Genomic DNA, 21,716 nt, shown 5'->3' on the forward strand with positions numbered 1-21,716 from the left:
GATGGGCAGGAGGCTCTACCACCACTTCATTCGCAAATGTCGAGATGGGCGAGACCTAACCGCGAGTCGATCTCCCCCCTTGAGGGGGAGATGCCCGGCAGGGCAGAGGGGTAACCCTCCGCCCTCGGTCAGCAACTTCTCAGATCAAAAAATCTTCGAAAACTGATCGATATTCTTCGCGTCATAAACAAACGGATCAGCCATGGCCGCTTCGCTGTTTTCACCAACCTTGATCTTGCCCATACGGCCGGCTTCAATTTCCGAACCCGGCTTGCCGTCGGTTTCGCCCTTCACGAGGCGATAGGCGATCTGGGTGGCGGAATAGCCGAGGTCGATGGGGTTCCAGATGGCGAATTCCTTGGTGGCGCCCGACTTGATGGCGCCGGCCATTTCGGAAGGCAGGCCAAGACCGGTGACATAGACCTGACCGATCTTGCCAGCATCCTTCACGGCCTGCGAAGCGGCGAGAACGCCAACCGTGGTTGGCGCGACGATGACCTTCACATTCGGCTGCGAGGAGAGAAGGCCCTGAGCTTCGCGGTAGCTCTTGTCGGCGAGGTCGTCGCCATAGACCGTCGTGACGAGGTTGAGGCCGGGGAAGTCCTTCAGCTGCTTCTTCATCTCATCGATCCAGATGTTCTGGTTCGTGGAGGTGGTGGTGGCCGAAAGAATGGCGAAATCGCCCTTGCCGCCTTCCAGATGCGACGCTGCGAGCTGCAGGCACATTTTGCCGATCAGCGCGTTGGACGAGGGGTTGAGCTGAAGAATGCGTCCTTCGGGCGCAACGCCGGAATCCCAGGAAATCACCTTGATGCCGCGCTGCGCCGCCTTCTTCAGCGCCGGAACCACGGCGTCGGGATCGTTGGCGGAAATGGCGATGGCGTCGACGCCCTGCGCGATCAGCGAATTGATGACTTCGATCTGGCCTTCCGCCGTTGTGCTGGTCGGGCCGGTATAGATGATCTCGACTCCGCCGAGGTCCTTTGCGGCTTCCTGTGCGCCCTTGTTGGCGGCTTCGAAAAAGCCGTTGCCAAGCGATTTCACCACCAGCGCGATCTTCACGTCGGCGGCCTGTGCAACGCCGCCGAGGCCGGCTACGGAGAGTGCCGCGCCGAGCGCGAGTACGCTCGTCAATGTTCTGCGTGTAAGTTTCATGTCCCTTTTCCTCCCGTTTTTGAACCTTGCAACTTCCCTGCCGGCGCTCCTCAAGCGACCGACGAAGAATTCTCCTCATCCGGCGGACCGGCCGTTTTCGCGTCCGCCACGGCGCCGGCGATCAGCAGCTCTACCCCGGCATCTTCCACCATCCTTGCCGCCTCGTCAGAAATCCCGTCATCGGTGATGATGGTCGACACGTTCTCGAGCGGGCAGAGAATGAGGCTGGACCGTTTCCTGAATTTCGAGGAATCGACCATCACGATCAGCTCTTCCGCCTGCCGCATCAGCTTCTGCTCGCTCTGTATGACCAGCGCGTCGGATTCCATGATGCCGAGCGCACCCACGCCCTGCGCCCCGAGAAAAATCCGCCGTGCATAGAAGTTGCGGATTGCGTCATTCTCGAAGGGTGACAGGATCAGGCTCTGGTCACGATAGATCGCGCCACCCGGCACGCTGACATTGCATTTGGAATGCTTGACCAGATGCTCGGCGATGGCGAAAGAATTGGTCATCACCTGCAGGCGGCGCGCCGCCATGTAATGCACCATCTGGAATGTCGTGGTGCCGCCATTCAGGATGATCGCATCGCCATCATTGCAGAGATCGACCGCCTTGCGCGCAATTGCGCGTTTCTTGTCGATATTGACTGATTCGGACACGCGGAAAGGCCGCGCGGCCAGATTGCCGAGCTGTGGCGGATGCACCGCTTCCGCACCGCCGCGCACGCGCCGCAACTTGCCCTGCACGTGCAGGGACGCAATATCCCGCCGAATGGTCGCTTCCGACGCATCCGTCAATTCCGCAATATCCTGCACCGTCACCACAGGTTTTTCCTGTACGGCGCTCAAGATGATGCGATGGCGTTCGCGTTCGTGCATTTGGTCCTCCTGATCGTGATTATTCGCAATCTCTTTACGTTGTCAATCAACAACGATCAAATTAGTCAATATCGCGCTGCAACATGAAAATTTGTGATCGTTTTTGATTGACATTGGGCTTTTGGATGCGCGATACCTGCCGTCAAAGGAGGCGGACCGGTGTCGGTTCGCGAATGAAGACCATGTGGGAGGAAGACATGACGGGAACATCCCGCCTTCTCGAAAGCCGTTGGGACGACGCTTATGCCAGGACGCTTGATGAGCCGGGAAAGCTTCTTTACCGCTCCAACCTGCTCGGTGCCGACAAGCGCATCACCAATTACGGCGGCGGGAACACATCAGCAAAGGTGCTTGAAACCGATCCCCTGACGGGCGAGAAGGTCCGCGTCATGTGGGTGAAGGGCTCCGGCGGAGATGTCGGCACCATCAAGCTCGATGGTTTTGCAACGCTTTATCTCGACAAGCTGGAAGCGCTGAAGGGCATTTATAAGGGCGTTGAAGACGAGGACCGCATGGTCGGCTTCCTGCCGCATTGCACCTTCAACCTCAATCCGCGCGCGGCCTCCATAGATACGCCGCTGCACGGTTTCGTGCCTTATGATCATGTCGACCATATGCATCCCGATGCGATTATCGCTATCGCCGCCTCGAAAAACTCGAAGGAATTGACGCAGCAGATTTTCGGCGACGACATCGGTTGGCTGCCCTGGCGTCGCCCCGGTTTCCAGCTGGGCCTCGATCTGGAAGCTTTCGTCAAGGCCAATCCGAAAGCCAAGGGCGTCGTGCTGGAAAGCCACGGCCTCTTCACCTGGGATAACGACGCCAAGGCATGTTACGAACTGACGCTCGCCATCATCAACAAGGCGATCGAATGGTTTGCGGGAAAGACCGAAGGCAAGGTGATCTTCGGCGGGGCGGTGGCCAAAAGCCTGCCGGTTGCCGAACGTCGGGCCATCGCCGCCCGGTTGATGCCGGAAATCCGTGGCCGCATCGGCCGTGAAGAACGCAAGCTCGGCCATTTTGATGATCAGGATGCCGTTCTGGAATTCGTCAATTCGAAGGACTTGAAACCGCTCGGTGCGCTGGGCACATCCTGCCCTGACCATTTCCTGCGCACGAAAATTCGTCCGCTGATCCTTGATCTCGATACCGCAAATCCAGATGTGGATGCGCTGACGGCCAGCCTAGACAAGGCGCTGGAGGACTATCGCGCGGATTACACGCGCTATTATGAAGCTTGCCGCCACGATAATTCGCCAAAAATGCGTGATCCGAACCCGGTGATATTCCTCATCCCCGGCGTCGGCATGCTGTCTTTCGCTAAAGACAAGGCCACGGCCCGCATCGCCGGCGAATTTTATGTCAACGCTATTAATGTCATGCGTGGCGCGTCCACCGTGTCGGAATATCAGGGTCTTCCCGAGCAGGAAGCCTTCGATATCGAATATTGGCTGCTGGAAGAAGCGAAGCTGCAGCGCATGCCGAAGCCGAAGAGCCTTGCGGGCCGCGTGGCCTTCGTTACGGGCGGCGCCGGCGGTATCGGCCGGGCGACGGCGGAGCGGCTGGCGGGCGAGGGTGCCTGTGTGGTGCTGGCCGATATCGATGAAGCGGCACTGGAGGCTGCGAAGGGCGATTTCGTCAAGCGGTATAGCGCGGATGCGGTGCGTACCGTCAAGCTTGACGTGACGCAGGAGAATGCAGTGATTTCCGCCTTCGCGGAAGCGAGTGTGGAATTCGGAGGCGTGGATATCCTCGTTTCCAATGCCGGCATCGCTTCTTCCGCTCCCGTGGAAGATACGACGCTTGCCATGTGGAACAAGAATATCGACATTCTCGCGACAGGCTATTTCCTCGTTTCGCGAGAAGCATTCCGGCTGCTGCGGCGCCAGAATCTCGGCGGCAACGTCGTTTTTGTCGCTTCCAAGAACGGCCTCGCCTCTTCGCCCAATGCCTCGGCCTATTGCACCGCGAAGGCGGCAGAAATTCATCTCGCCCGTTGCCTTGCGCTTGAGGGGGCGGAGGCCGGCATTCGCGTCAACACCGTCAATCCCGATGCCGTGCTGCGCGGTTCGAAGATCTGGAGCGGCGAATGGCGCGAGCAGCGCGCGGCCTCTTCCAAGATCGAAGTGACCGACCTGGAGGAACATTACCGCAAGCGCTCCATGCTAAAACTCAATGTCTTTCCGGAAGATATCGCCGAGGCGATCTACTTCCTGGCGTCCGACGCCTCCGCAAAGTCCACCGGCAACATCATCAATGTCGATGCGGGTAATGCGCAGAGTTTTACGCGGTAGAAATTTCTCCACGTCTTACCTCCGTCACTCCGGCCTTGAGCCGGAATAACGGAGCTGGGGCGATGAACTAGCATGCACTGGACCGATTCCGGGGAGGAAGAGATGACCGAGACGACAATCGCCGCCGATGTGATCGCGGCTGAAAACGAAAAGCGCGCTGCTGCTTTGAAGGACGATTATCAGGCGCTTGGCAACCAGCTCGCGCGCCGCAATATCGATATCGAGGCCGTCACAACCAGGGTCGCCGAATTTTTCGTTGCCGTGCCCTCCTGGGGCGTCGGCACCGGCGGAACCCGTTTTGCCCGTTTTCCCGGCGCGGGCGAACCGCGCGGCATTTTCGACAAGCTCGATGACTGCGCCGTCATCAACCAGCTGACGCGGGCGACGCCCAATGTTTCACTTCATATTCCGTGGGACAAGGAAGACCCGAAACGCCTGAAAGCCCATGCGGATGCGCTGGGTCTCGGCTTCGACGCCATGAACTCCAACACGTTTTCGGATGCTCCGGGCCAGAGCCATTCCTACAAATACGGCTCGCTCAGCCACACCGACGCCGCCACACGCCGGCAGGCGGTGGAACACAATCTCGAATGTATCGAAATCGGTAGGGCCATCGGCTCCAAGGCGCTGACGGTGTGGGTGGGTGATGGCTCCAACTTCCCCGGACAGAGCAATTTCACCAGAAGTTTCGAGCGTTATCTCGCCGCAATGGCCGACATCTACAAGGCGCTGCCCGATGACTGGCGCATCTTTTCCGAACACAAGATGTATGAGCCGGCCTTTTATTCCACCGTCGTGCAGGATTGGGGCACCAATTATCTTATCGCCAATGCGCTCGGCGACAAGGCCTTCTGCCTCGTTGATCTTGGTCACCATGCGCCCAACACCAATATCGAAATGATCGTCGCCCGGCTGATACAGTTCGGCAAGCTCGGTGGTTTCCACTTCAACGACAGCAAATATGGCGATGACGATCTGGATGCCGGCTCGATCGACCCTTACCGCCTGTTCCTCGTTTTCAACGAACTTGTCGACGCCGAACACCGCGGGGTGAAGGGTTTCCATCCCGCCCACATGATCGATCAGTCGCATAATGTGACGGACCCGATCGAAAGCCTGATCTCCAGCGCCAACGAAATCCGTCGCGCCTATGCGCAGGCGCTGCTGGTGGATCGTGTGGCTCTTGACGGCTACCAGCAGGACAATGATGCATTGATGGCTTCAGATGTGCTGAAGCGGGCCTACCGCACCGATGTCGAACCGATTCTCGCTCAGGCGCGGCAACTGGCAGGCGGTGCGATTGATCCGATTGCGGCCTATCGGGCAAGCGGCTATCGCGAGCAGGTTGCGGCGAAGCGCCCGGCTTCGGTTGGCGGCAGCGGCGGGATTGTGTAAATTCGGTGTCGTTGGAACAGGGGGGAGCCGAGGCTGACTACACACCTTGCCTCTATCTCGACGTCATCCCCGGCATTGTGCCGAGGATCTGCCTGCTTTGCATAAAATCGATCGGTAATAGATGCTCGCGAGAGGCCCGAGCATGACGACGGTGAAGGTGTTGGTCACGAAGCGCCCCCGCCCGCTGCGCCTTCACGACGTCCCAGAAGGCGATTGTCGGCGCACCTGAAACGTATGTTCGGGCCCGGGAAACGCCCCTGCGCGAACCTCATCGGCATAGGCCGCCGCCGCTTCGGAGATCGTCGGGCCCAGATCGGCGAAACGCTTGACGAATTTCGGTTTGAAGTCGGTGAAGAGGCCGAGCATGTCGTCGGAAACCAGCACCTGCCCGTCACAGGCTGGCGATGCGCCGATACCGACGGTGGGCGCGGCAAGTTTTTCCGTCAACTCGCGGGCCAGCGGCTCGACTGTGCCTTCTACGACGATGGCGAAGGCGCCCGCCTGATCCACCGCAATCGCGTCACGCCAGATCTTTTGCGTTTCCGCATCAGAATGCCCCAGCGAGCGGAAGCCGCCGGCCGTGTGAACAAGCTGCGGCATCAGACCGACATGGCCGAAGACGGGAATGCCGCGGGCTACCAGGAAGGCGATGGTTTCTGCCATTTCCTCGCCTCCCTCCAGCTTCACGCCGTCGCAGCCGGTTTCCTGCATCAGCCGCGCCGCGTTGCGGAAGGCCTGTTCCTTGGATTCCTGATAGGTTCCGAAGGGCAGATCAACAATGACGCAGGCATGTTCGACGCCGCGCATGACGGCGCGGCCATGGGCGATCATCATGTCCAGCGTCACGCCGACTGTGGTATCCATGCCGTAGAGCACCATGCCGAGGGAATCGCCGACCAGCAGCAGGTCGCAATGCGGGTCAAGCAGGCGGGCGATCGGTGTGGTATAGGCGGTCAGGCAAACGATGCGCGCCTCGCCCTTCATCTGCCGGATGAAGGCCGTCGTCAGCCGTTTTTGTTTTCCATGGGCGCTCATTGGGCAGCCTCCCTTTTCTCTGTTTTCTCGCGGCCGATGACGCGGTTGTCGAGAAGCCTTGTGCTGCCGAGGCGCACGAACAGCGCCACCAATATTGGCCCTGCCTGCACGGAAGCAACGGGTGCCAGCGTATCGGGATCGCGTACCGCAACGACGTCGGGACATGCCAAAGGCTCGGCGGCGATAAATGTTTCGAGAGCCGCTTCGAGCGCGGCGGGGTCATCCAATCCCAGGTCATAAAGCCGTTCCGCCTCGTTCAGCGCCCGCGGAACGATCACGGCGGCGGCACGTTCCTGGTCGCTCAGATAGACGTTGCGTGAGGAGCAGGCGAGCCCATCCGGCTCTCGCACGGTTGTGACGGGAACGACCCTGACCGGCTGGGCGAGGTCCTCGACCATGCGGCGGATCAACGTTACCTGCTGATAGTCCTTCTCACCGAAATAGGCCGAATCTGGCTGAACAAGATTAAAAAGCTTCGTCACCACGGTTGCGACACCGGCGAAATGCCCCGGCCGAACCGCGCCTTCCAGCTGGCTGCCGAGTTCCGGCACGTCAACGACGGTTGCCATTGGACGCGGATACATCTCCGAGACTTCGGGCGCGAAAAGAATGTCGACGCCAGCTTCCTCCAGAAGCGCGCTGTCGCGGGCGAGGTCGCGCGGATAGCGGGCCAGATCCTCATTGGCGCCGAATTGCAGCGGATTGACAAAGATGGAAACCACCGTCACGTCGTTTTCCGCCTTCGCCGTGGAAACCAGCGTGAGATGACCGATATGGAGGAAACCCATCGTCGGTACGAAGCCGACGGTTTTGCCGGCGCGGCGAAAGACGGCGATCGCATCGCGCAATTCGGCGACAGTTTTTACAAGGCGCATAAGGTCTCCTCCGGCTTCCCGATCACCCTCCGGCGAAAGGTGCTGGATAGAACGCGATTTGTGAAACGGGGTCAACGCGGTCAAACCCATTATATCGATTAACGGAGTTGGCGATCGACACACCCTGCCTGTCTGGCCTCAGGGCTTGCCGGTCCAGCGCGGGGGACGTTTTTCCGCAAAGGCCAGACGTCCCTCCCGCGCCTCATCACTGCCGCTGACGACGGCGATGATGCGTTCGGCGAAGACGAGCCGCTCCGCCGATGGCATGTCGCGCATGGCGAGCAGCGCCGCCTTTCCGGCCGCGATGGCACCCGGTGCATTGTGCCGCAGCGTTGCAAGAACCTCTTCGATCAGGCCGTCGAGGCTGGCGAGGGGAACGGCGCGGTTTATGAGCCCGAGACGTGTCGCCTCACTGGCGCTGACCGTGTGGCCGAGATAAGCCATTTCCTGAAGCCCGCCCAATGGAATTTTTGCCAGAAGTTTCGCTGCGACCATGGCGGGGAAAACACCGACCTTCACCTCCGGCAGGCCGAATTCGGCATGATCGGCTGCATAGACGAGATCGCAGGCGGCAACGAGGCCAAGCCCGCCCGCCAGAACCCGGCCATTGATGCGGGCGATGACGGGCCTGTCGCAGCCTTCTATGGCGCGCATGACGTCGGCTATAGGGTTCGTGCCGTCCCGGGACAGGAACATGCCGCCCGCACTTTCCTTCAGATCTGCACCCGAACAGAAACTGCGTTCTCCCGCTGCCGTTATCACAACGGCGCGCAGGCCATGGTCGCCGGAGGCTGCGCGGATCGCATGGGTGAGCGCATCGGTCATCGCGGCATTCAGGGCATTATGCACCTCCGGTCGGTTGAGCGTCAGCCACAGAACATCCTTGCGTTTCTCGCTCAACACCTCATTTGCCATGGGCTTCACCCTTCCGTTTCGCGGCGAGAAGTGCCTTGCCGGCACGCGCTGCATTGGACCTGCCCAGATGCCTGCTTATCCAGTCACCGGTTGTCGCCACGGCCATCAGGTCGACGCCGGTTTCTATACCAAGTCCCGAAAGCAGATAAATGACGTCTTCGGTGGCGACGTTGCCGCTCGCGCCCGGCGCGAAGGGGCAACCGCCCAGCCCGGCGACGGAACTGTCGAACGTCGTTATGCCCTGTTGAAGCGAAGCCAGCACGTTGGCGACGCCCTGTCCGTAGGTATCGTGGAAATGCATGGCAAGTTTTTCAAGCGCGATATGTGCCGAGACCCGCTCGATGATGTTGCGGATCTGGCCCGCCGTGCCGATGCCGATCGTATCACCCAGCGAGATTTCATGGCAGCCGAGCGCAATAAGGGCATCGGCCATCGCCGCCACTTCATCGGGCGCAACTGCTCCGTCATAGGGGCAGCCGGCAATGCAGGAAAGGTAACCGCGCATGCGGATATTTCGCACGGCAGCGGCATCCGCGACATCGCGCAGACGGTCTAGGCTTTCGGCGCGCGAACAGCCGATGTTGTGCTGGCTGAAACCTTCGGAGGCGGACACGAAAACCGCGATTTCCGTGACACCGGCTTCAAGGGCAGCTTCGAAACCTCTCTTGTTGGGAACAAGCGCCGGATAGGCCGTTCCCGCTCGCCTTTCGAGGCCTCTAAACACCTCTTTCGACCCCGCCATCTGCGGCACTTTTTTGGGTGAGACGAAAGCGCCCGCTTCCACCGTTCTCAGTCCTGCTGCAGCCAGCCGCTCGATCAGCTCGATTTTTGTCGCGGTCGGAACCTCGGTGGTCTCATTCTGCAAGCCGTCACGTGCGCCGACCTCAACGATCCTGACGGTTCGGGGCAAGCTCATCTCATGCTCCTTCCGGCTCGAAATTCACCAGCACCGCGCCGGCCGCGACCATATCGCCTTCATTGCAATTGATGGCGTTGACGATGCCCTTCGCCGGTGCACGGATCGTATGCTCCATCTTCATCGCTTCCATAACCACAAGCGCGTCGCCGGCCTCCACGACAGCACCGTTCCGGCTGAGCACCGCGCGGATCACGCCCGGCATGGGAGCTTCCAGGCCAGCGGCGTGAACGGAAGAATCCGCGATTTCGATGGGATCTGGCTGGCTGATGCGGTAAGGCTCGCCATGCAGGAAAAGCGCATAGGTGCCGGTCTCTGCGAAGAAATAGCCCTGACTTTTCCGGCCGTCCAAGGTTGCAAGGAGCTGGCCGTCACCGGAAAGGCTGCCGTAGGCCCGGATCGTCCGCCCCTCGATTGCGAGCGTGAATTCATCACCCTCATGCGTGACGCCGACGCTTAACGGCTGGTTATCAAACATGAAATTCAGCGTTTCCCGCGCCGGTGCGTTGAGGCGGAATGCGACCTTCGTGTTCCACGGGCTATGGGGATCCGCCTCTGATTGCGACATTCCATTTGTCCGGCGGGAGAGCAGCAGGCCAAGCGCGGCGAGGGCGATGACACCTCCATCATTCGGGGCTGGAGCAAAGAGCGACGCCTCGTTGCGGGTGATGAAACCCGTATCGAGGTCGGCTGAAGCGAAAGCTTCCAAACGGGCAAGCCGTGTCAGAAAGGCGGCGTTGCTGGTGACGCCGCAGATCGCCAGATTTTCCAGCGCCAGCGTCAGACGCCGCACGGCTGAGGCTCGGTCCCGATCCCAGACGATAAGCTTGGCGATCATCGGATCGTAATGCACGGTGATGGCGTCGCCGGCGCGGATGCCGCTGTCGATCCTGACGTGAAGGCCCTGATCGGGGAAAACGAGATGGCTGATGGTGCCGACCGAGGGCAGGAAATCATGCGCCGGGTCTTCGGCATAGATACGGGCCTCGATGGCATGACCATGTATGCTGAGATCGGCCCAGTCCTGCGGTAACGTTTCACCATCCGCAACACGGATCTGCCATTCGACCAGATCGAGACCGGTAATATACTCGGTCACGGGATGTTCGACCTGAAGCCTCGTATTCATTTCCATGAAATAGAATGCGCCGGAAGGATCGAGCAGGAATTCCACGGTTCCCGCACCGCGATAGTCGATCGCGCGGGCGGCGGCTGTTGCCGCTTCATACATACGTTGCCTGAGCGCATCCGGCAGGCCGGGTGCAGGGGCTTCTTCCAAAACCTTCTGATGCCTGCGCTGGATCGAGCAGTCACGTTCGAAAAGGGAAAAACAATTGCCGTGGCTATCGGCAAATATCTGCACCTCCACATGGCGCGGCCGTTCGAGATATTTTTCGATCAGCATGCGGTCATCACCGAAGGCGGCCGACGCCTCGCGTTTTGCCCCGGCAAGTTCCGCTGCAAATTCACGTTTTTGCCTGACGATGCGCATGCCCTTGCCGCCGCCGCCGGCCGAAGCCTTGAGCAGGACGGGATAGCCTATGGCTTCCGCCTCATTCCCCAGCCGTTCCTCCGCCTGGTCCTTACCGTGATAACCAGGAACCACGGGCACGCCAGCCTTGGCCATCAGTGCCTTTGCTTCGCTTTTGCCGCCCATGGCGCGAATCGCCGCGGCCGGTGGGCCGATGAACACCAGCCCGGCGGCGGCACAGGCTTCGGCGAAACCGGCATTTTCCGAAAGAAAACCGTAACCCGGATGAATGGCTTCTGCGCCGCTTGTCTTCGCTGCGGCGATGATCTTTTCGCCATCGAGATAGGAGGCACGCGCGGGTGCAGCGCCGATGGCGATCGCTTCGTCGGCAAGCGCCACATGCATGGCGTCACGATCGGCATCGGAATAAACGGCGACGGTACGAATGCCCATTTTGCGGGCGGTATGGATGATGCGGCAGGCGATCTCGCCCCTGTTGGCGATGAGTATTTTCGAAAACATCGTCGCCTCACATCCTGAATATGCCGAAACGGGTGGGTTCAATGGGTGCGTTGAGCGCGGCGGACAGACCGAGGCCGAGGACGAGGCGGGTATCCTTTGGGTCGATGATACCGTCGTCCCAAAGCCGCGCGCTGGCATAATAGGGATGGCCTTCCCGTTCGTATTTTTCCCGGATCGGCTGCTTGAACGCCTCTTCGCCTTCCTTCGACCAGTGGCGGCCATCGGCCTCGATGCCGTCGCGTCGGATTTGCGCCAAAACGGAGGCCGCCTGTTCGCCGCCCATCACCGAAATGCGGGCATTCGGCCACATCCACAGGAAGCGTGGCGAATAGGCCCGCCCACACATGCCGTAATTACCGGCCCCGAAGGAGCCACCGATGATGACGGTGAATTTCGGCACCTTGGCGGAGGCGACGGCGGTGACGAGCTTGGCGCCATCCTTGGCAATGCCGCCAGCCTCATAGGCCTTGCCGACCATGAAGCCGGTGATGTTCTGCAGGAAAACCAGGGGAATACCGCGCTGGCAGCAGAGCTCGATGAAATGCGCGCCTTTGAGCGCCGATTCCGAAAACAGGATGCCGTTATTGGCGATGATGCCAACGGGATAGCCATGGATATGGGCGAAACCACAGACCAGCGTCGTGCCATAAAGCGCCTTGAACTCATCAAATTCAGAACCATCCACCAGACGGGCGATGATCTCACGTACCTCGAAGGGTTTGCGCGTATCGGCGGGAACGATGCCGTAAAGCTCTTCGGGCGGGTAAAGCGGTTCTGCCGGTTCACGGATATCCAGCTCCACCTGCTTGCGGCGGTTGAGGGTTGAGACAATCCGCCGGGTCAGCGCCAGCGCGTGGCGGTCGTCATGGGCAAAATGATCGGTGACGCCGGATTGCCGGGAGTGCACATCCGCACCGCCCAGCTCTTCCGCACTCACCACCTCACCTGTTGCCGCCTTCACCAGCGGCGGGCCGCCAAGGAAGATCGTGCCCTGGTTTTTGACGATCACGGACTGGTCGCTCATCGCAGGCACATAGGCCCCGCCCGCCGTGCAGCTGCCCATCACCACGGCGATCTGGGCGATGCCTTTCGCCGACATATTGGCCTGATTGTAGAAGATACGGCCGAAATGATCGCGGTCGGGAAACACTTCGTCCTGATTGGGTAGGTTCGCGCCGCCGGAATCCACGAGGTAAATACAGGGCAGGCGGTTCTCGGCGGCAATCTCCTGCGCGCGCAGATGTTTCTTCACCGTCAGCGGATAATAGGTGCCGCCCTTCACCGTCGCATCATTGGCGACGATTACACATTCTCGGCCCGAGACCCTGCCGATGCCGGTGACAATGCCGGCGGCCGGAACGGGTTCGTCATAAACCTCGTAAGCTGCAAATTGCGAGAATTCGAGGAATGGACTGCCGGGATCGAGAAGTGTCTCGATGCGGTCACGTACCAGCAATTTGCCACGGGAAAGATGCCGTTCACGGGCCTTGTCGCCGCCGCCTCTGGAGATTTTTTCGACGTGTTGGCGCAGGTCAGCCACCAGATTCGACATGAACTCGACATTGGCAGCGAAGACGGGATCGCGGTTCATACTGGACGTAAGCTTCATCGCGTCCTCACCCGTTGCCCTTGACCAGTTCGCGGCCGATCAGCATCCGGCGAATTTCGCTGGTGCCTGCGCCGATTTCGTAAAGCTTGGCATCGCGTAGCAGCCGCCCGGCCGGACTTTCATTCACGTAACCGGAGCCGCCGAGAAGCTGGATTGCATCCAGCGCCACCTGCGTCGCACGCTCGGCGGCGAAGAGGATAGCTCCCGCCGCATCCTGCCTCGTGATGCGGCCATTGTCGCAGGCCCGGGCCACGGAATAGACATAAGCGCGCGATGCGTTCATCGCCGAATAGATATCCGCGAGCTTACCCTGCACGAGCTGGAATTCACCGATCGGTTTGCCGAATTGCTTGCGCTCGCGGGCATAAGGCAGCACCAGATCGATGGCCGCCTGCATGATACCAACAGGGCCGGCGGCCAGCACGGCGCGCTCGTAATCCAGCCCGCTCATCAGCACCGTCACGCCGTCATTGAGGCGGCCGAGAATGTTCTCTTCCGGCACCTCGCAATCCTCGAACACCAATTCTGATGTGGGTGAGCCGCGCATGCCGAGCTTGTCGAGTTTCTGGGCCGGACGAAACCCTTTGAAGCCTTTTTCAATGAGGAAGGCGGTGATGCCGCGGGGGCCGGCGGACATGTCGGTCTTGGCGTAAACGACCAGCGTATCGGCCTCGTGGCCGTTGGTGATCCACATTTTCGCGCCGTTGAGCACATAGCGGTCGCCCCTGCGTTCCGCCTTCAGCCGCATCGAGACGACATCCGAACCGGCCTCCGTCTCGCTCATGGCAAGCGAACCGACATGCTCGCCCGAGACCAACTTCGGCAGATATCTGCGCTTCTGCTCTTGCGTTCCCCAGCGGTGAATCTGGTTGATACAGAGGTTGGAATGAGCGCCGTAGGAAAGGCCAATGGAGGCGGAAGCCCGGCTTATTTCCTCCATCGCCACGCAATGGGCGAGATAGCCCATGTCGGCACCGCCGAATTCTTCCGAAACAGTAATGCCGTGCAGGCCAAGCTCGCCCATTTGTGGCCAGAGCTGACGCGGGAAGCGGTCGTCCCTGTCGATCTCCGCCGCCAGCGGGACGATTTTATCATCTGCGAATGCACTTGCGCTGTCGCGCAATGCTGCGATTTCCGGGCCGAGATCGGCATCGAAAATGGCGGCGAGGTTCAAACTCATCGCGTCTCCTCCTCCGGACGGCAGGCCGTCCCTTTGTCAGCAGCCAGCACCTCCTCCGCGCCGGCAGCCCTTACTTACGGCGTGTCACCCCCCCGGTGAAGGCGGCGGAACGGCGCACGAATGTCTTGATGGCAAAGTTGGACTGGATGCGCGACACGCCGGGGACGGTGGTCAGGAAATCCAGCAGCTGCTGGTAATGCGGCAGATCCCGCACCATGGCGTGGATCAGATAATCGGAACTGCCACTCGTCTGGTAACCACCCACCACCTCGGGAATGGAGGCCACATGATGTTCGAATGTCGTCAGCGCTTCCTTAATCTGCCGCTCCAGCGTGACGGAGATGAAGACACCCATATTGCCGAGCAGCCGGTTCTCGTCAAACACGGCGGTATAGCCGCGAATGATCCCTTCCTCTTCGAGCTTGCGCACGCGGCGCAACGTTGGCGTGAAGGAAAGGCCTATCCGAGCCGCAAGATCCCGCCAGCTGACCCGCCCGTCATCGCCGAGAACATGCAGAATCTTCTGGTCGAAACTGTCGAGCTCAATCATGGATCATTTGCTCTATGATATGACTATTTGTTGGATCAAAGATATCGCCAATCAAAAAACTGTCAATCAAAATAGCTTTGAAATGAATTCGAGATAGTGATAGCGTTCACGTCAGTCGCGGTCTGGAGGAGATTTGCGGCGGGCCGGTTCCTCACGTCAGGGCTGGCCAAGGGAGGTGAATTTGGCTGTGCATGACCCTGTCGTGATCGATGGGGCCGCCCGTGCTTTCAAGGGCAGCCCTCGCGACCAATTCCAGCTGGCGACGCGCCTGATACGCTTCTGCTTTTTGGCGGGAGGCGGCGATGATGCTCACTGAATCCCAGCAGCAGATCAGAGATATGGCCCGCGACTTTGCGCGGGAAAGGCTTGCCCCTGGCGCCGCTTCGCGTGACCGGGAAAGCCGTTTCCCCAAGGAAGAATTGAAAGCGATGGGCGAGCTCGGCTTCCTCGGCATGCTGGTGTCCGAAGAGTATGGCGGGGCGGAAACCGGTGCTGTCGCTTATGCGCTGGCGCTGGAAGAAATCGCTGCGGGGGACGGTGCCTGTTCCACCATCATGAGCGTCCATAATTCGGTCGGCTGCGTACCGATCCTAAAATTCGGGACCGAGGACCAGAAGCAGCGTTTTCTGCCGAAGCTTGCCTCCGGCGAATGGATCGGTGGCTTTGCGCTGACCGAACCACAGGCTGGCTCCGATGCCTCAAATCTCAAGACCAGGGCGCGTCGCGATGGCGATCACTATATTCTTGATGGCGCGAAGCAGTTCATCACCTCGGGTAAGAATGGCGATGTCGTCATTGTTTTTGCCGTTACGGATGCAGCGGCAGGCAAGAAGGGTATCAGCGCCATCATCGTGCCCACCGATACGCCGGGCTATGAGGTTATCCGGGTCGAAGAAAAGCTCGGCCTTCACTCTTCCGATACCTGCCAGATCGCTTTCAATGACATGGCCATTCCCGCCGATTTACGGCTCGGTGAGGAAGGTCAGGGTTACCGCATTGCGCTCGCCAATCTGGAAGGCGGCCGCATCGGCATCGCGGCTCAGGCGGTGGGCATGGCGCAGGCGGCGTTTGAGGCGGCGCGGGATTACGCCCGTGAGCGCAAGGCCTTCGGGCAGGCGATCATCGAACATCAGGCGGTGGCGTTTCGTCTCGCGGATATGGCAACGCGTATTCAAGCGGCGCGGCAGCTGGTGCTGCATGCGGCGGCGCTGAAGGAGGCGGGCGAGCCGTGCCTTTCCGAGGCTTCGATGGCCAAGCTCTTCGCGTCGGAAATGGCCGAACGCGTTTGTTCGGACGCCATCCAGATCCACGGCGGTTATGGCTACATGGCGGATTATCCGGTGGAGCGGATCTATCGCGATGTGCGCATCTGCCAGATTTACGAGGGGACAAGCGATGTCCAGCGGATGGTGATCGCGAGGAACCTTTGAGGATTGTTTCGCGGTCTGGAGGAGACCGCGACGGGAGGAGTAGAATGGATATATCAGAAACGCCACATCTCAGCCTGCATGTTCCGGAACCCGCCGTGCGGCCCGGCGATCAGCCGGATTTCTCCAATGTAAAGATACCCAAGGCCGGCTCCGTGCCGCGCCCGGATGTGGATGCAGCGCCGGAAAGCATGCGTGATCTCGCTTATTCGATCATTCGCGTCCTTAATCATCAGGGTGAGGCCGTCGGACCTTGGGCCGGGCTGCTTTCGGATGACGACCTGCTGACGGGTCTGAAGAACATGATGAGGCTTCGGGCTTTCGATGCGCGCATGCTGATGGCGCAGCGGCAGGGCAAGACCTCTTTTTATATGCAGCATCTCGGGGAGGAGGCAGTGAGTTGCGCCTTCCGCAAGGCGCTTTCCAAGGGCGACATGAACTTCCCGACCTATCGGCAGGCAGGTCTGCTGATCGCCGACGACTATCCGCTCGTCACCATGATGAACCAGATCTATTCCAACGAACTCGACCCGCTGCACGGGCGGCAACTGCCGGTCCTCTACTCTTCCAAAGAACACGGTTTCTTCACCGTATCCGGCAATCTCGCCACGCAATATGTGCAGGCGGTGGGATGGGCGATGGCGTCGGCCATCAAGGGTGATACAAAGATTGCGGCCGCCTGGATTGGCGATGGCTCGACGGCGGAGTCGGACTTTCATTCGGCGATGGTTTTTGCATCGACCTACAAGGCGCCGGTCGTTCTCAACATCGTCAACAACCAATGGGCCATTTCCACCTTTCAGGGCATTGCACGCGGGGGCTCCGGGACCTTCGCGGCACGCGGGCTGGGTTTCGGTATTCCCGCACTGCGGGTCGACGGTAATGATTATCTGGCCGTTTATGCCGTGGCCCGTTGGGCCGTGGAGCGGGCGCGCCGCAATCTCGGCCCGACGCTCATCGAATACGTCACCTATCGTGTCGGCGCGCATTCCACCTCTGACGATCCGAGCGCCTACCGCCCGAAGACCGAGTCCGAAGCATGGCCTCTGGGCGACCCTGTCCTGAGGTTGAAGAAACACCTCATCCTGCGTGGCGTCTGGTCGGAAGAGCGGCACCGGCAGGCGGAAGCGGAGATCGCCGATGAGGTGCTGGAAGCCCAGCGCGAGGCGGAAAGCCACGGCACGCTGCACGAGGGCAAAAAACCGCCGAAGAAGGATATTTTCGAAGGTGTTTACGCCGAGATGCCGGCGCATCTCGTCCGCCAGCGCCAGAAGGCAGGATGGTAAGACATGGCAAGAATGACGATGATTGAAGCCGTCCGCAGCGCCATGGATGTATCCATGGAACGCAGCGACGATGTCGTGGTTTTTGGTGAGGATGTGGGTTATTTCGGCGGCGTTTTCCGCGCCACGCAGGGGCTGCAGCAGAAATACGGTAAAACCCGCTGTTTCGATGCGCCGATCAGCGAATCCGGCATTGTCGGCACCGCCATCGGCATGGCCGCTTATGGATTGCGGCCCTGTGTCGAAATCCAGTTCGCCGATTACATGTATCCCGCCTATGACCAGATCACCCAGGAGGCAGCGCGTATCCGTTACCGCTCAAACGGGGACTTTACCTGCCCGATCGTTCTTCGCATGCCGACCGGCGGCGGCATTTTCGGAGGCCAGACGCATAGCCAGAGCCCGGAGGCGCTTTTCACCCATGTCTGCGGGCTGAAAGTGGTGGTTCCTTCCAATCCTTACGACGCCAAGGGGCTACTGATAGCGTCCATCGAAGATCCCGACCCCGTAATGTTTCTGGAGCCGAAGCGGCTTTATAACGGCCCGTTTGACGGTCACCATGACCGACCCGTAACGCCATGGTCCAAACACGAGAAGGGGGAGGTGCCGGAAGGGCACTACACCATTCCCATCGGCAAGGCCGAAATCCGCCGCCCCGGAAACGATGTCACGGTCATCGCTTATGGCACCATGGTGCATGTGGCGCTGGCAGCGGCGGAAGAGACGGGGGTGGACGCCGAGATCATTGATCTGCGCAGCCTGCTGCCGCTCGACCTCGATACCGTCGTGAAGTCGGTTTCCAAGACCGGCCGCTGCGTCATGGTGCATGAGGCGACGTTGACCTCCGGCTTCGGGGCAGAAGTCGTCTCCCTGGTGCAGGAACATTGTTTTTATCACCTTGAGGCTCCCGTCGTGCGCGTCGCAGGTTGGGATACGCCTTATCCCCATGCGCAGGAGTGGGACTATTTTCCGGGGCCAGCCCGCGTCGGGCGGGCTCTTGTCGAAGTCATGGAGGCCTGATCATGGCAGAATTTATTCTAACCATGCCCGATGTCGGTGAAGGTGTGGCGGAAGCCGAACTCGTGGAATGGAACGTCAAACCGGGCGATCTTGTCCACGAGGACATGGTGCTGGCCGCGGTGATGACCGACAAGGCGACGGTGGAAATCCCTTCGCCGGTGGCGGGCGTCGTCACCTGGCTCGCGGTAACGGTGGGAAATACGGTGCCGGTGAAAGCACCGCTCCTGCGCATCGAAACCGATGTCGCTGCCGTCGCTGCCAATGGTAGCGCGCCGGAAGGGGAGGCGCCGACCCGCATGACGGAAGAGGAAGCGCCCGCCGACATGACGGACACGCCGCCACCCGTTGAGACCCAGCCGGTGCCACGCGAAGCCGGGGAAGCCAACACGGCGCCTGCGGTCGAACTGCACCATAAGCCGCTGGCATCTCCGGCCGTTCGCCAGCGTGCTGACGATCTCGATATCGATCTTGCACAGGTCAAGGGAACGGGTCCCGACGGGCATATTACCCATGCCGATCTCGACGCGTTCTTAACCGTGCGGGGGCGGCCGGAACGCACTGAACCGATGGCACCCCACGATAGCGCTGTCGAAGAGGTGAAGGTGACCGGGCTCAGGCGCAAGATTGCCGAGAAGATGGTGCTTTCCGCCTCCCGCATTCCCCACATCACCTATGTCGAAGAAGTCGACGTGACCGATCTGGAAGATCTGCGCGCTACGATGAACGGCAACCGCCGTTCCGGGCAGCCGAAACTGACGGTCCTGCCATTTTTGATGCGCGCGCTTGTCAAAGCCGTTGCCGATCATCCTGGTATGAATGCGCTTTTCGATGATGAAAAAGGTGTCGTCAGCCACTACGAGGCGGTTCATATCGGCATTGCAACGCAGACACCGTCAGGCCTCACCGTCCCGGTTGTGCGCCACGCGGAAGCGCTCGGCCTTTGGGAGTGCGCAGACGAGGTCGCACGCGTTGCCGAAGCCGCTCGCACCGGGACGGCGCATCGGGAAGAACTGATGGGCTCCACCATCACCATCAGCTCGCTTGGGGCGTTGGGTGGTATCGTTTCGACGCCCATCATCAATTACCCCGAAGTGGCGATCATTGGCGTCAACAAGATCATGACGCGGCCGGTCTGGGACGGAATTCGCTTTGTGCCGCGCAGGATGATGAACCTGTCTTCGAGCTTCGATCATCGTGTCGTGGACGGCTGGGATGCGGCAGTCTTCATACAGGCCGTCAAGGCGCTTCTGGAAAAGCCGGCGCTTATTTTCATCGATTGAAGGCGATCCGTGCTCCCTCCTCCGTGTGCTCGTCAAAGGGACCCAGCCAGCCCAAGTCTTTGGGCTGAAAGGAACTCGTCCCGTCGCCCAGACGCGCGTCGGCTGGATTCCTGTGACGAGCACAGGGAGGAGGGCGTATGCGTGTCATGACCGCATTTCTTAGCCCGCGTTTTCAGCCTTCACGGAACTGTTTCGCTATCGGTATAGGCTTGCGTTCGTCATCTTCGGGTATAGAAGAGAAGAACGAGAAGCATGTTTTCTCATCACGATCACAGTCGCGGACGAGGGCGCTCCGGTGCCCGGCGGTCCGCTCTCCGCCGGCAACAGAACGAAAAAGGTCCTCCCATGCAAACTCCCAAGCCCGTTGTCCTGACTATTCTCGATGGCTGGGGGCTGAGTGAGGATACATCCAGCAACGCGCCTGTTCTGGCGAACACGCCCACCATGGACCGGCTTTTCGCCACCTGCCCGAATGCGAGGCTCACCACGTTTGGTCCTAAGGTGGGGCTGCCTACCGGACAAATGGGCAATTCCGAAGTCGGTCATACCAATATCGGTGCGGGCCGCATCGTCGCCATGGATCTCGGCCAGATCGATCTTGCAATCGAGGATGGCAGCTTTTTCCGCAATGCGGCGATGCTTGATTTCGCCGCCAAGGTGAAGGCCGCAGGCGGTGTGGCGCATCTGATGTGCGTCGTTTCCGATGGCGGCGTTCACGGCCATATCCTCCACGGCCAGGCGGCGGTGAAGCTGATGGTCAGCCACGGCCTGAAGGTCGTGGTGCATGCCATCACCGATGGTCGTGACGTCGCGCCGCAATCCGCTGAAGATTTTGTGGCTGCGCTTGTGGCAAGCCTGCCGGAAGGCGCCAGCATCGGCACCGTGATCGGCCGTTATTATGCGATGGACCGCGACAACCGCTGGGAGCGTGTCGAAAAGGCCTATGACGCGATGGTCCTGGCCAAAGGCGAGCACGCCCGGGATGCGGTGAGCGCCGTTGCACAGAGCTACGCGAATAAAGTCACGGACGAGTTCATCCTGCCGACCGTGATCGACGGTTATGAAGGCTTCAAGGCCGGCGATGGCCTGTTCTGCCTGAACTTCCGTGCTGACCGCGCGCGTGAAATCCTGCTTGCCATCGGTGCCGATGATTTCGACGGTTTTGCGCGCGAAAAGCCAGTGCTCTCGGCGCTGCTTGGCATGGTGGAATATTCTACCCGGCACAATGATTTCATGACCACGGCTTACCCGAAGCGCGATATCGTCAACACGCTTGGCGCCTGGGTGGCGAAGCAGGGACTTACGCAGTTCCGCCTCGCCGAAACGGAAAAATATCCGCATGTGACGTTCTTCCTGAACGGCGGCAAGGAAGAGCCGGAAGTCGGTGAAGATCGCTTCATGCCGAAATCCCCGAAGGTCGCGACCTACGACCTGCAGCCGGAAATGAGCGCGCCCGAGGTAACGGAAAAATTTGTCGAGGCGATCGGCAAGGGTTACGATCTCATCGTCACCAATTACGCCAACCCTGATATGGTCGGCCATACCGGTGATCTGCAGGCCGCAATCAAGGCCTGTGAAGCCGTGGATCGTGGCCTCGGTGCGGTGGTTGCCGCACTCGAAAAAGTGGGAGGCGCAATGCTTGTGATTGCCGACCACGGCAATTGCGAAACCATGGTCGACCCGGTGACCGGCGGCCCGCATACGGCGCACACCACAAATCCGGTTCCGGTGATCCTTTTCGGTGGCCCTGAAGGTGCGAAGCTGCATGACGGCATTCTCGCCGATGTCGCGCCCACCCTGCTGCAACTGATGAATGTGCCCTTGCCGCCGGAAATGACGGGCAAGAGCCTGATCGACCTTTAATCATACGTCGTCGCGCGGCAGCATTTCACCCCCGCGCGACCGTCT

At 60.2% G+C, this 21,716-nt stretch carries 17 protein-coding genes; 7 read left to right on the forward strand and 10 right to left on the reverse strand.

What is annotated here, in order from left to right:
- Nucleotides 1-144: 144 nt before the first annotated feature.
- Entirely contained in the window at nucleotides 145-1,155 is a 1,011-nt protein-coding gene (rhaS, locus tag WA845_RS10705; RefSeq protein WP_004445550.1) for a rhamnose ABC transporter substrate-binding protein, read from the reverse strand.
- 50 nt (nucleotides 1,156-1,205) lie between these two features.
- Nucleotides 1,206-2,036, reverse strand: coding sequence for a DeoR/GlpR family DNA-binding transcription regulator (locus tag WA845_RS10710; protein ID WP_112553651.1), 831 nt, complete (start codon nucleotides 2,034-2,036; stop codon nucleotides 1,206-1,208).
- Between the two features lie 197 nt (nucleotides 2,037-2,233).
- Here WA845_RS10710 and WA845_RS10715 point away from each other — a divergent pair, with 197 nt between their 5' ends.
- Both WA845_RS10715 and rhaI read left to right on the forward strand, forming a co-directional pair.
- Nucleotides 2,234-4,330 carry a bifunctional rhamnulose-1-phosphate aldolase/short-chain dehydrogenase gene (locus WA845_RS10715; RefSeq protein WP_034497598.1) on the forward strand — a complete coding sequence of 699 codons (2,097 nt, stop codon included), beginning with the start codon at nucleotides 2,234-2,236 and terminating at the stop codon, nucleotides 4,328-4,330.
- A 102-nt stretch (nucleotides 4,331-4,432) separates the two neighbouring features.
- Entirely contained in the window at nucleotides 4,433-5,725 is a 1,293-nt protein-coding gene (gene rhaI, locus WA845_RS10720; RefSeq protein WP_048902889.1) for an L-rhamnose catabolism isomerase, read from the forward strand.
- 192 nt (nucleotides 5,726-5,917) lie between these two features.
- Here the strand turns inward: rhaI and panB are convergent, their stop codons facing one another.
- The 8 genes from panB to WA845_RS10760 form a co-directional block, all read right to left on the reverse strand.
- Nucleotides 5,918-6,760, reverse strand: coding sequence for a 3-methyl-2-oxobutanoate hydroxymethyltransferase (gene panB / locus WA845_RS10725; RefSeq protein WP_022562930.1), 843 nt, complete (start codon nucleotides 6,758-6,760; stop codon nucleotides 5,918-5,920).
- Nucleotides 6,757-7,635 carry a pantoate--beta-alanine ligase gene (panC, locus tag WA845_RS10730; RefSeq protein ID WP_112553653.1) on the reverse strand — a complete coding sequence of 293 codons (879 nt, stop codon included), beginning with the start codon at nucleotides 7,633-7,635 and terminating at the stop codon, nucleotides 6,757-6,759. The genes panB and panC overlap by 4 nt, the downstream gene beginning before the upstream one ends.
- Nucleotides 7,636-7,773: 138 nt before the next feature.
- Nucleotides 7,774-8,550 carry an enoyl-CoA hydratase-related protein gene (locus tag WA845_RS10735; RefSeq protein ID WP_022562927.1) on the reverse strand — a complete coding sequence of 259 codons (777 nt, stop codon included), beginning with the start codon at nucleotides 8,548-8,550 and terminating at the stop codon, nucleotides 7,774-7,776.
- Nucleotides 8,540-9,466, reverse strand: a complete 927-nt coding sequence (locus WA845_RS10740) for a hydroxymethylglutaryl-CoA lyase (protein WP_112553655.1) — start codon at nucleotides 9,464-9,466, stop codon at nucleotides 8,540-8,542. The genes WA845_RS10735 and WA845_RS10740 overlap by 11 nt, the downstream gene beginning before the upstream one ends.
- A 1-nt stretch (nucleotide 9,467) precedes the next feature.
- The gene (locus WA845_RS10745; protein WP_112553657.1) at nucleotides 9,468-11,459 is read right to left on the reverse strand and encodes an acetyl-CoA carboxylase biotin carboxylase subunit; all 1,992 of its coding nucleotides are present in this window, start codon (nucleotides 11,457-11,459) and stop codon (nucleotides 9,468-9,470) included.
- Nucleotides 11,460-11,466: 7 nt separating this feature from the next.
- The gene (locus WA845_RS10750; RefSeq protein ID WP_112553659.1) at nucleotides 11,467-13,068 is read right to left on the reverse strand and encodes a carboxyl transferase domain-containing protein; all 1,602 of its coding nucleotides are present in this window, start codon (nucleotides 13,066-13,068) and stop codon (nucleotides 11,467-11,469) included.
- A gap of 7 nt (nucleotides 13,069-13,075) precedes the next feature.
- Nucleotides 13,076-14,248 carry an acyl-CoA dehydrogenase family protein gene (locus WA845_RS10755; protein ID WP_112553661.1) on the reverse strand — a complete coding sequence of 391 codons (1,173 nt, stop codon included), beginning with the start codon at nucleotides 14,246-14,248 and terminating at the stop codon, nucleotides 13,076-13,078.
- A 70-nt stretch (nucleotides 14,249-14,318) separates the two neighbouring features.
- Nucleotides 14,319-14,798 (reverse strand): Lrp/AsnC ligand binding domain-containing protein, encoded by a 480-nt coding sequence (locus tag WA845_RS10760; RefSeq protein ID WP_112553663.1) that lies wholly within the window; start codon nucleotides 14,796-14,798, stop codon nucleotides 14,319-14,321.
- 302 nt (nucleotides 14,799-15,100) lie between these two features.
- Here WA845_RS10760 and WA845_RS10765 point away from each other — a divergent pair, with 302 nt between their 5' ends.
- The 5 genes from WA845_RS10765 to gpmI all read left to right on the forward strand — a co-directional run bounded on the left by WA845_RS10765 (nucleotide 15,101) and on the right by gpmI (nucleotide 21,671).
- Nucleotides 15,101-16,228 (forward strand): acyl-CoA dehydrogenase family protein, encoded by a 1,128-nt coding sequence (locus WA845_RS10765; protein ID WP_112553665.1) that lies wholly within the window; start codon nucleotides 15,101-15,103, stop codon nucleotides 16,226-16,228.
- A gap of 44 nt (nucleotides 16,229-16,272) precedes the next feature.
- Nucleotides 16,273-17,511: a 3-methyl-2-oxobutanoate dehydrogenase (2-methylpropanoyl-transferring) subunit alpha gene (locus tag WA845_RS10770; protein WP_112553667.1), complete on the forward strand. Its 1,239-nt coding sequence runs from the start codon at nucleotides 16,273-16,275 to the stop codon at nucleotides 17,509-17,511.
- 3 nt (nucleotides 17,512-17,514) lie between these two features.
- Entirely contained in the window at nucleotides 17,515-18,528 is a 1,014-nt protein-coding gene (locus WA845_RS10775) for an alpha-ketoacid dehydrogenase subunit beta (protein ID WP_077985702.1), read from the forward strand.
- Between the two features lie 2 nt (nucleotides 18,529-18,530).
- On the forward strand, nucleotides 18,531-19,808 hold the full coding sequence (locus tag WA845_RS10780) for a 2-oxo acid dehydrogenase subunit E2 (RefSeq protein ID WP_112553669.1): 1,278 nt from the start codon (nucleotides 18,531-18,533) through the stop codon (nucleotides 19,806-19,808).
- Nucleotides 19,809-20,153: 345 nt separating this feature from the next.
- Nucleotides 20,154-21,671, forward strand: a complete 1,518-nt coding sequence (gene gpmI, locus WA845_RS10785) for a 2,3-bisphosphoglycerate-independent phosphoglycerate mutase (protein ID WP_004445529.1) — start codon at nucleotides 20,154-20,156, stop codon at nucleotides 21,669-21,671.
- Nucleotides 21,672-21,716: the final 45 nt, after the last annotated feature.

Origin of the sequence: Agrobacterium sp. CMT1, assembly GCF_037203725.1 — a bacterium.
GTDB lineage: Bacteria > Pseudomonadota > Alphaproteobacteria > Rhizobiales > Rhizobiaceae > Agrobacterium > Agrobacterium pusense.

Excerpts from the sequence above, each read along its gene's own strand:
- rhaS (WP_004445550.1), bottom strand. The coding sequence starts at position 1,155 with ATGAAACTTACACGCAGAACATTGACGAGCGTACTCGCGCTCGGCGCG.
- WA845_RS10710 (WP_112553651.1), bottom strand. The coding sequence starts at position 2,036 with ATGCACGAACGCGAACGCCATCGCATCATCTTGAGCGCCGTACAGGAA.
- WA845_RS10715 (WP_034497598.1), top strand. The coding sequence starts at position 2,234 with ATGACGGGAACATCCCGCCTTCTCGAAAGCCGTTGGGACGACGCTTAT.
- rhaI (WP_048902889.1), top strand. The coding sequence starts at position 4,433 with ATGACCGAGACGACAATCGCCGCCGATGTGATCGCGGCTGAAAACGAA.
- panB (WP_022562930.1), bottom strand. The coding sequence starts at position 6,760 with ATGAGCGCCCATGGAAAACAAAAACGGCTGACGACGGCCTTCATCCGG.
- panC (WP_112553653.1), bottom strand. The coding sequence starts at position 7,635 with ATGCGCCTTGTAAAAACTGTCGCCGAATTGCGCGATGCGATCGCCGTC.
- WA845_RS10735 (WP_022562927.1), bottom strand. The coding sequence starts at position 8,550 with ATGGCAAATGAGGTGTTGAGCGAGAAACGCAAGGATGTTCTGTGGCTG.
- WA845_RS10740 (WP_112553655.1), bottom strand. The coding sequence starts at position 9,466 with ATGAGCTTGCCCCGAACCGTCAGGATCGTTGAGGTCGGCGCACGTGAC.
- WA845_RS10745 (WP_112553657.1), bottom strand. The coding sequence starts at position 11,459 with ATGTTTTCGAAAATACTCATCGCCAACAGGGGCGAGATCGCCTGCCGC.
- WA845_RS10750 (WP_112553659.1), bottom strand. The coding sequence starts at position 13,068 with ATGAAGCTTACGTCCAGTATGAACCGCGATCCCGTCTTCGCTGCCAAT.
- WA845_RS10755 (WP_112553661.1), bottom strand. The coding sequence starts at position 14,248 with ATGAGTTTGAACCTCGCCGCCATTTTCGATGCCGATCTCGGCCCGGAA.
- WA845_RS10760 (WP_112553663.1), bottom strand. The coding sequence starts at position 14,798 with ATGATTGAGCTCGACAGTTTCGACCAGAAGATTCTGCATGTTCTCGGC.
- WA845_RS10765 (WP_112553665.1), top strand. The coding sequence starts at position 15,101 with ATGATGCTCACTGAATCCCAGCAGCAGATCAGAGATATGGCCCGCGAC.
- WA845_RS10770 (WP_112553667.1), top strand. The coding sequence starts at position 16,273 with ATGGATATATCAGAAACGCCACATCTCAGCCTGCATGTTCCGGAACCC.
- WA845_RS10775 (WP_077985702.1), top strand. The coding sequence starts at position 17,515 with ATGGCAAGAATGACGATGATTGAAGCCGTCCGCAGCGCCATGGATGTA.
- WA845_RS10780 (WP_112553669.1), top strand. The coding sequence starts at position 18,531 with ATGGCAGAATTTATTCTAACCATGCCCGATGTCGGTGAAGGTGTGGCG.
- gpmI (WP_004445529.1), top strand. The coding sequence starts at position 20,154 with ATGCAAACTCCCAAGCCCGTTGTCCTGACTATTCTCGATGGCTGGGGG.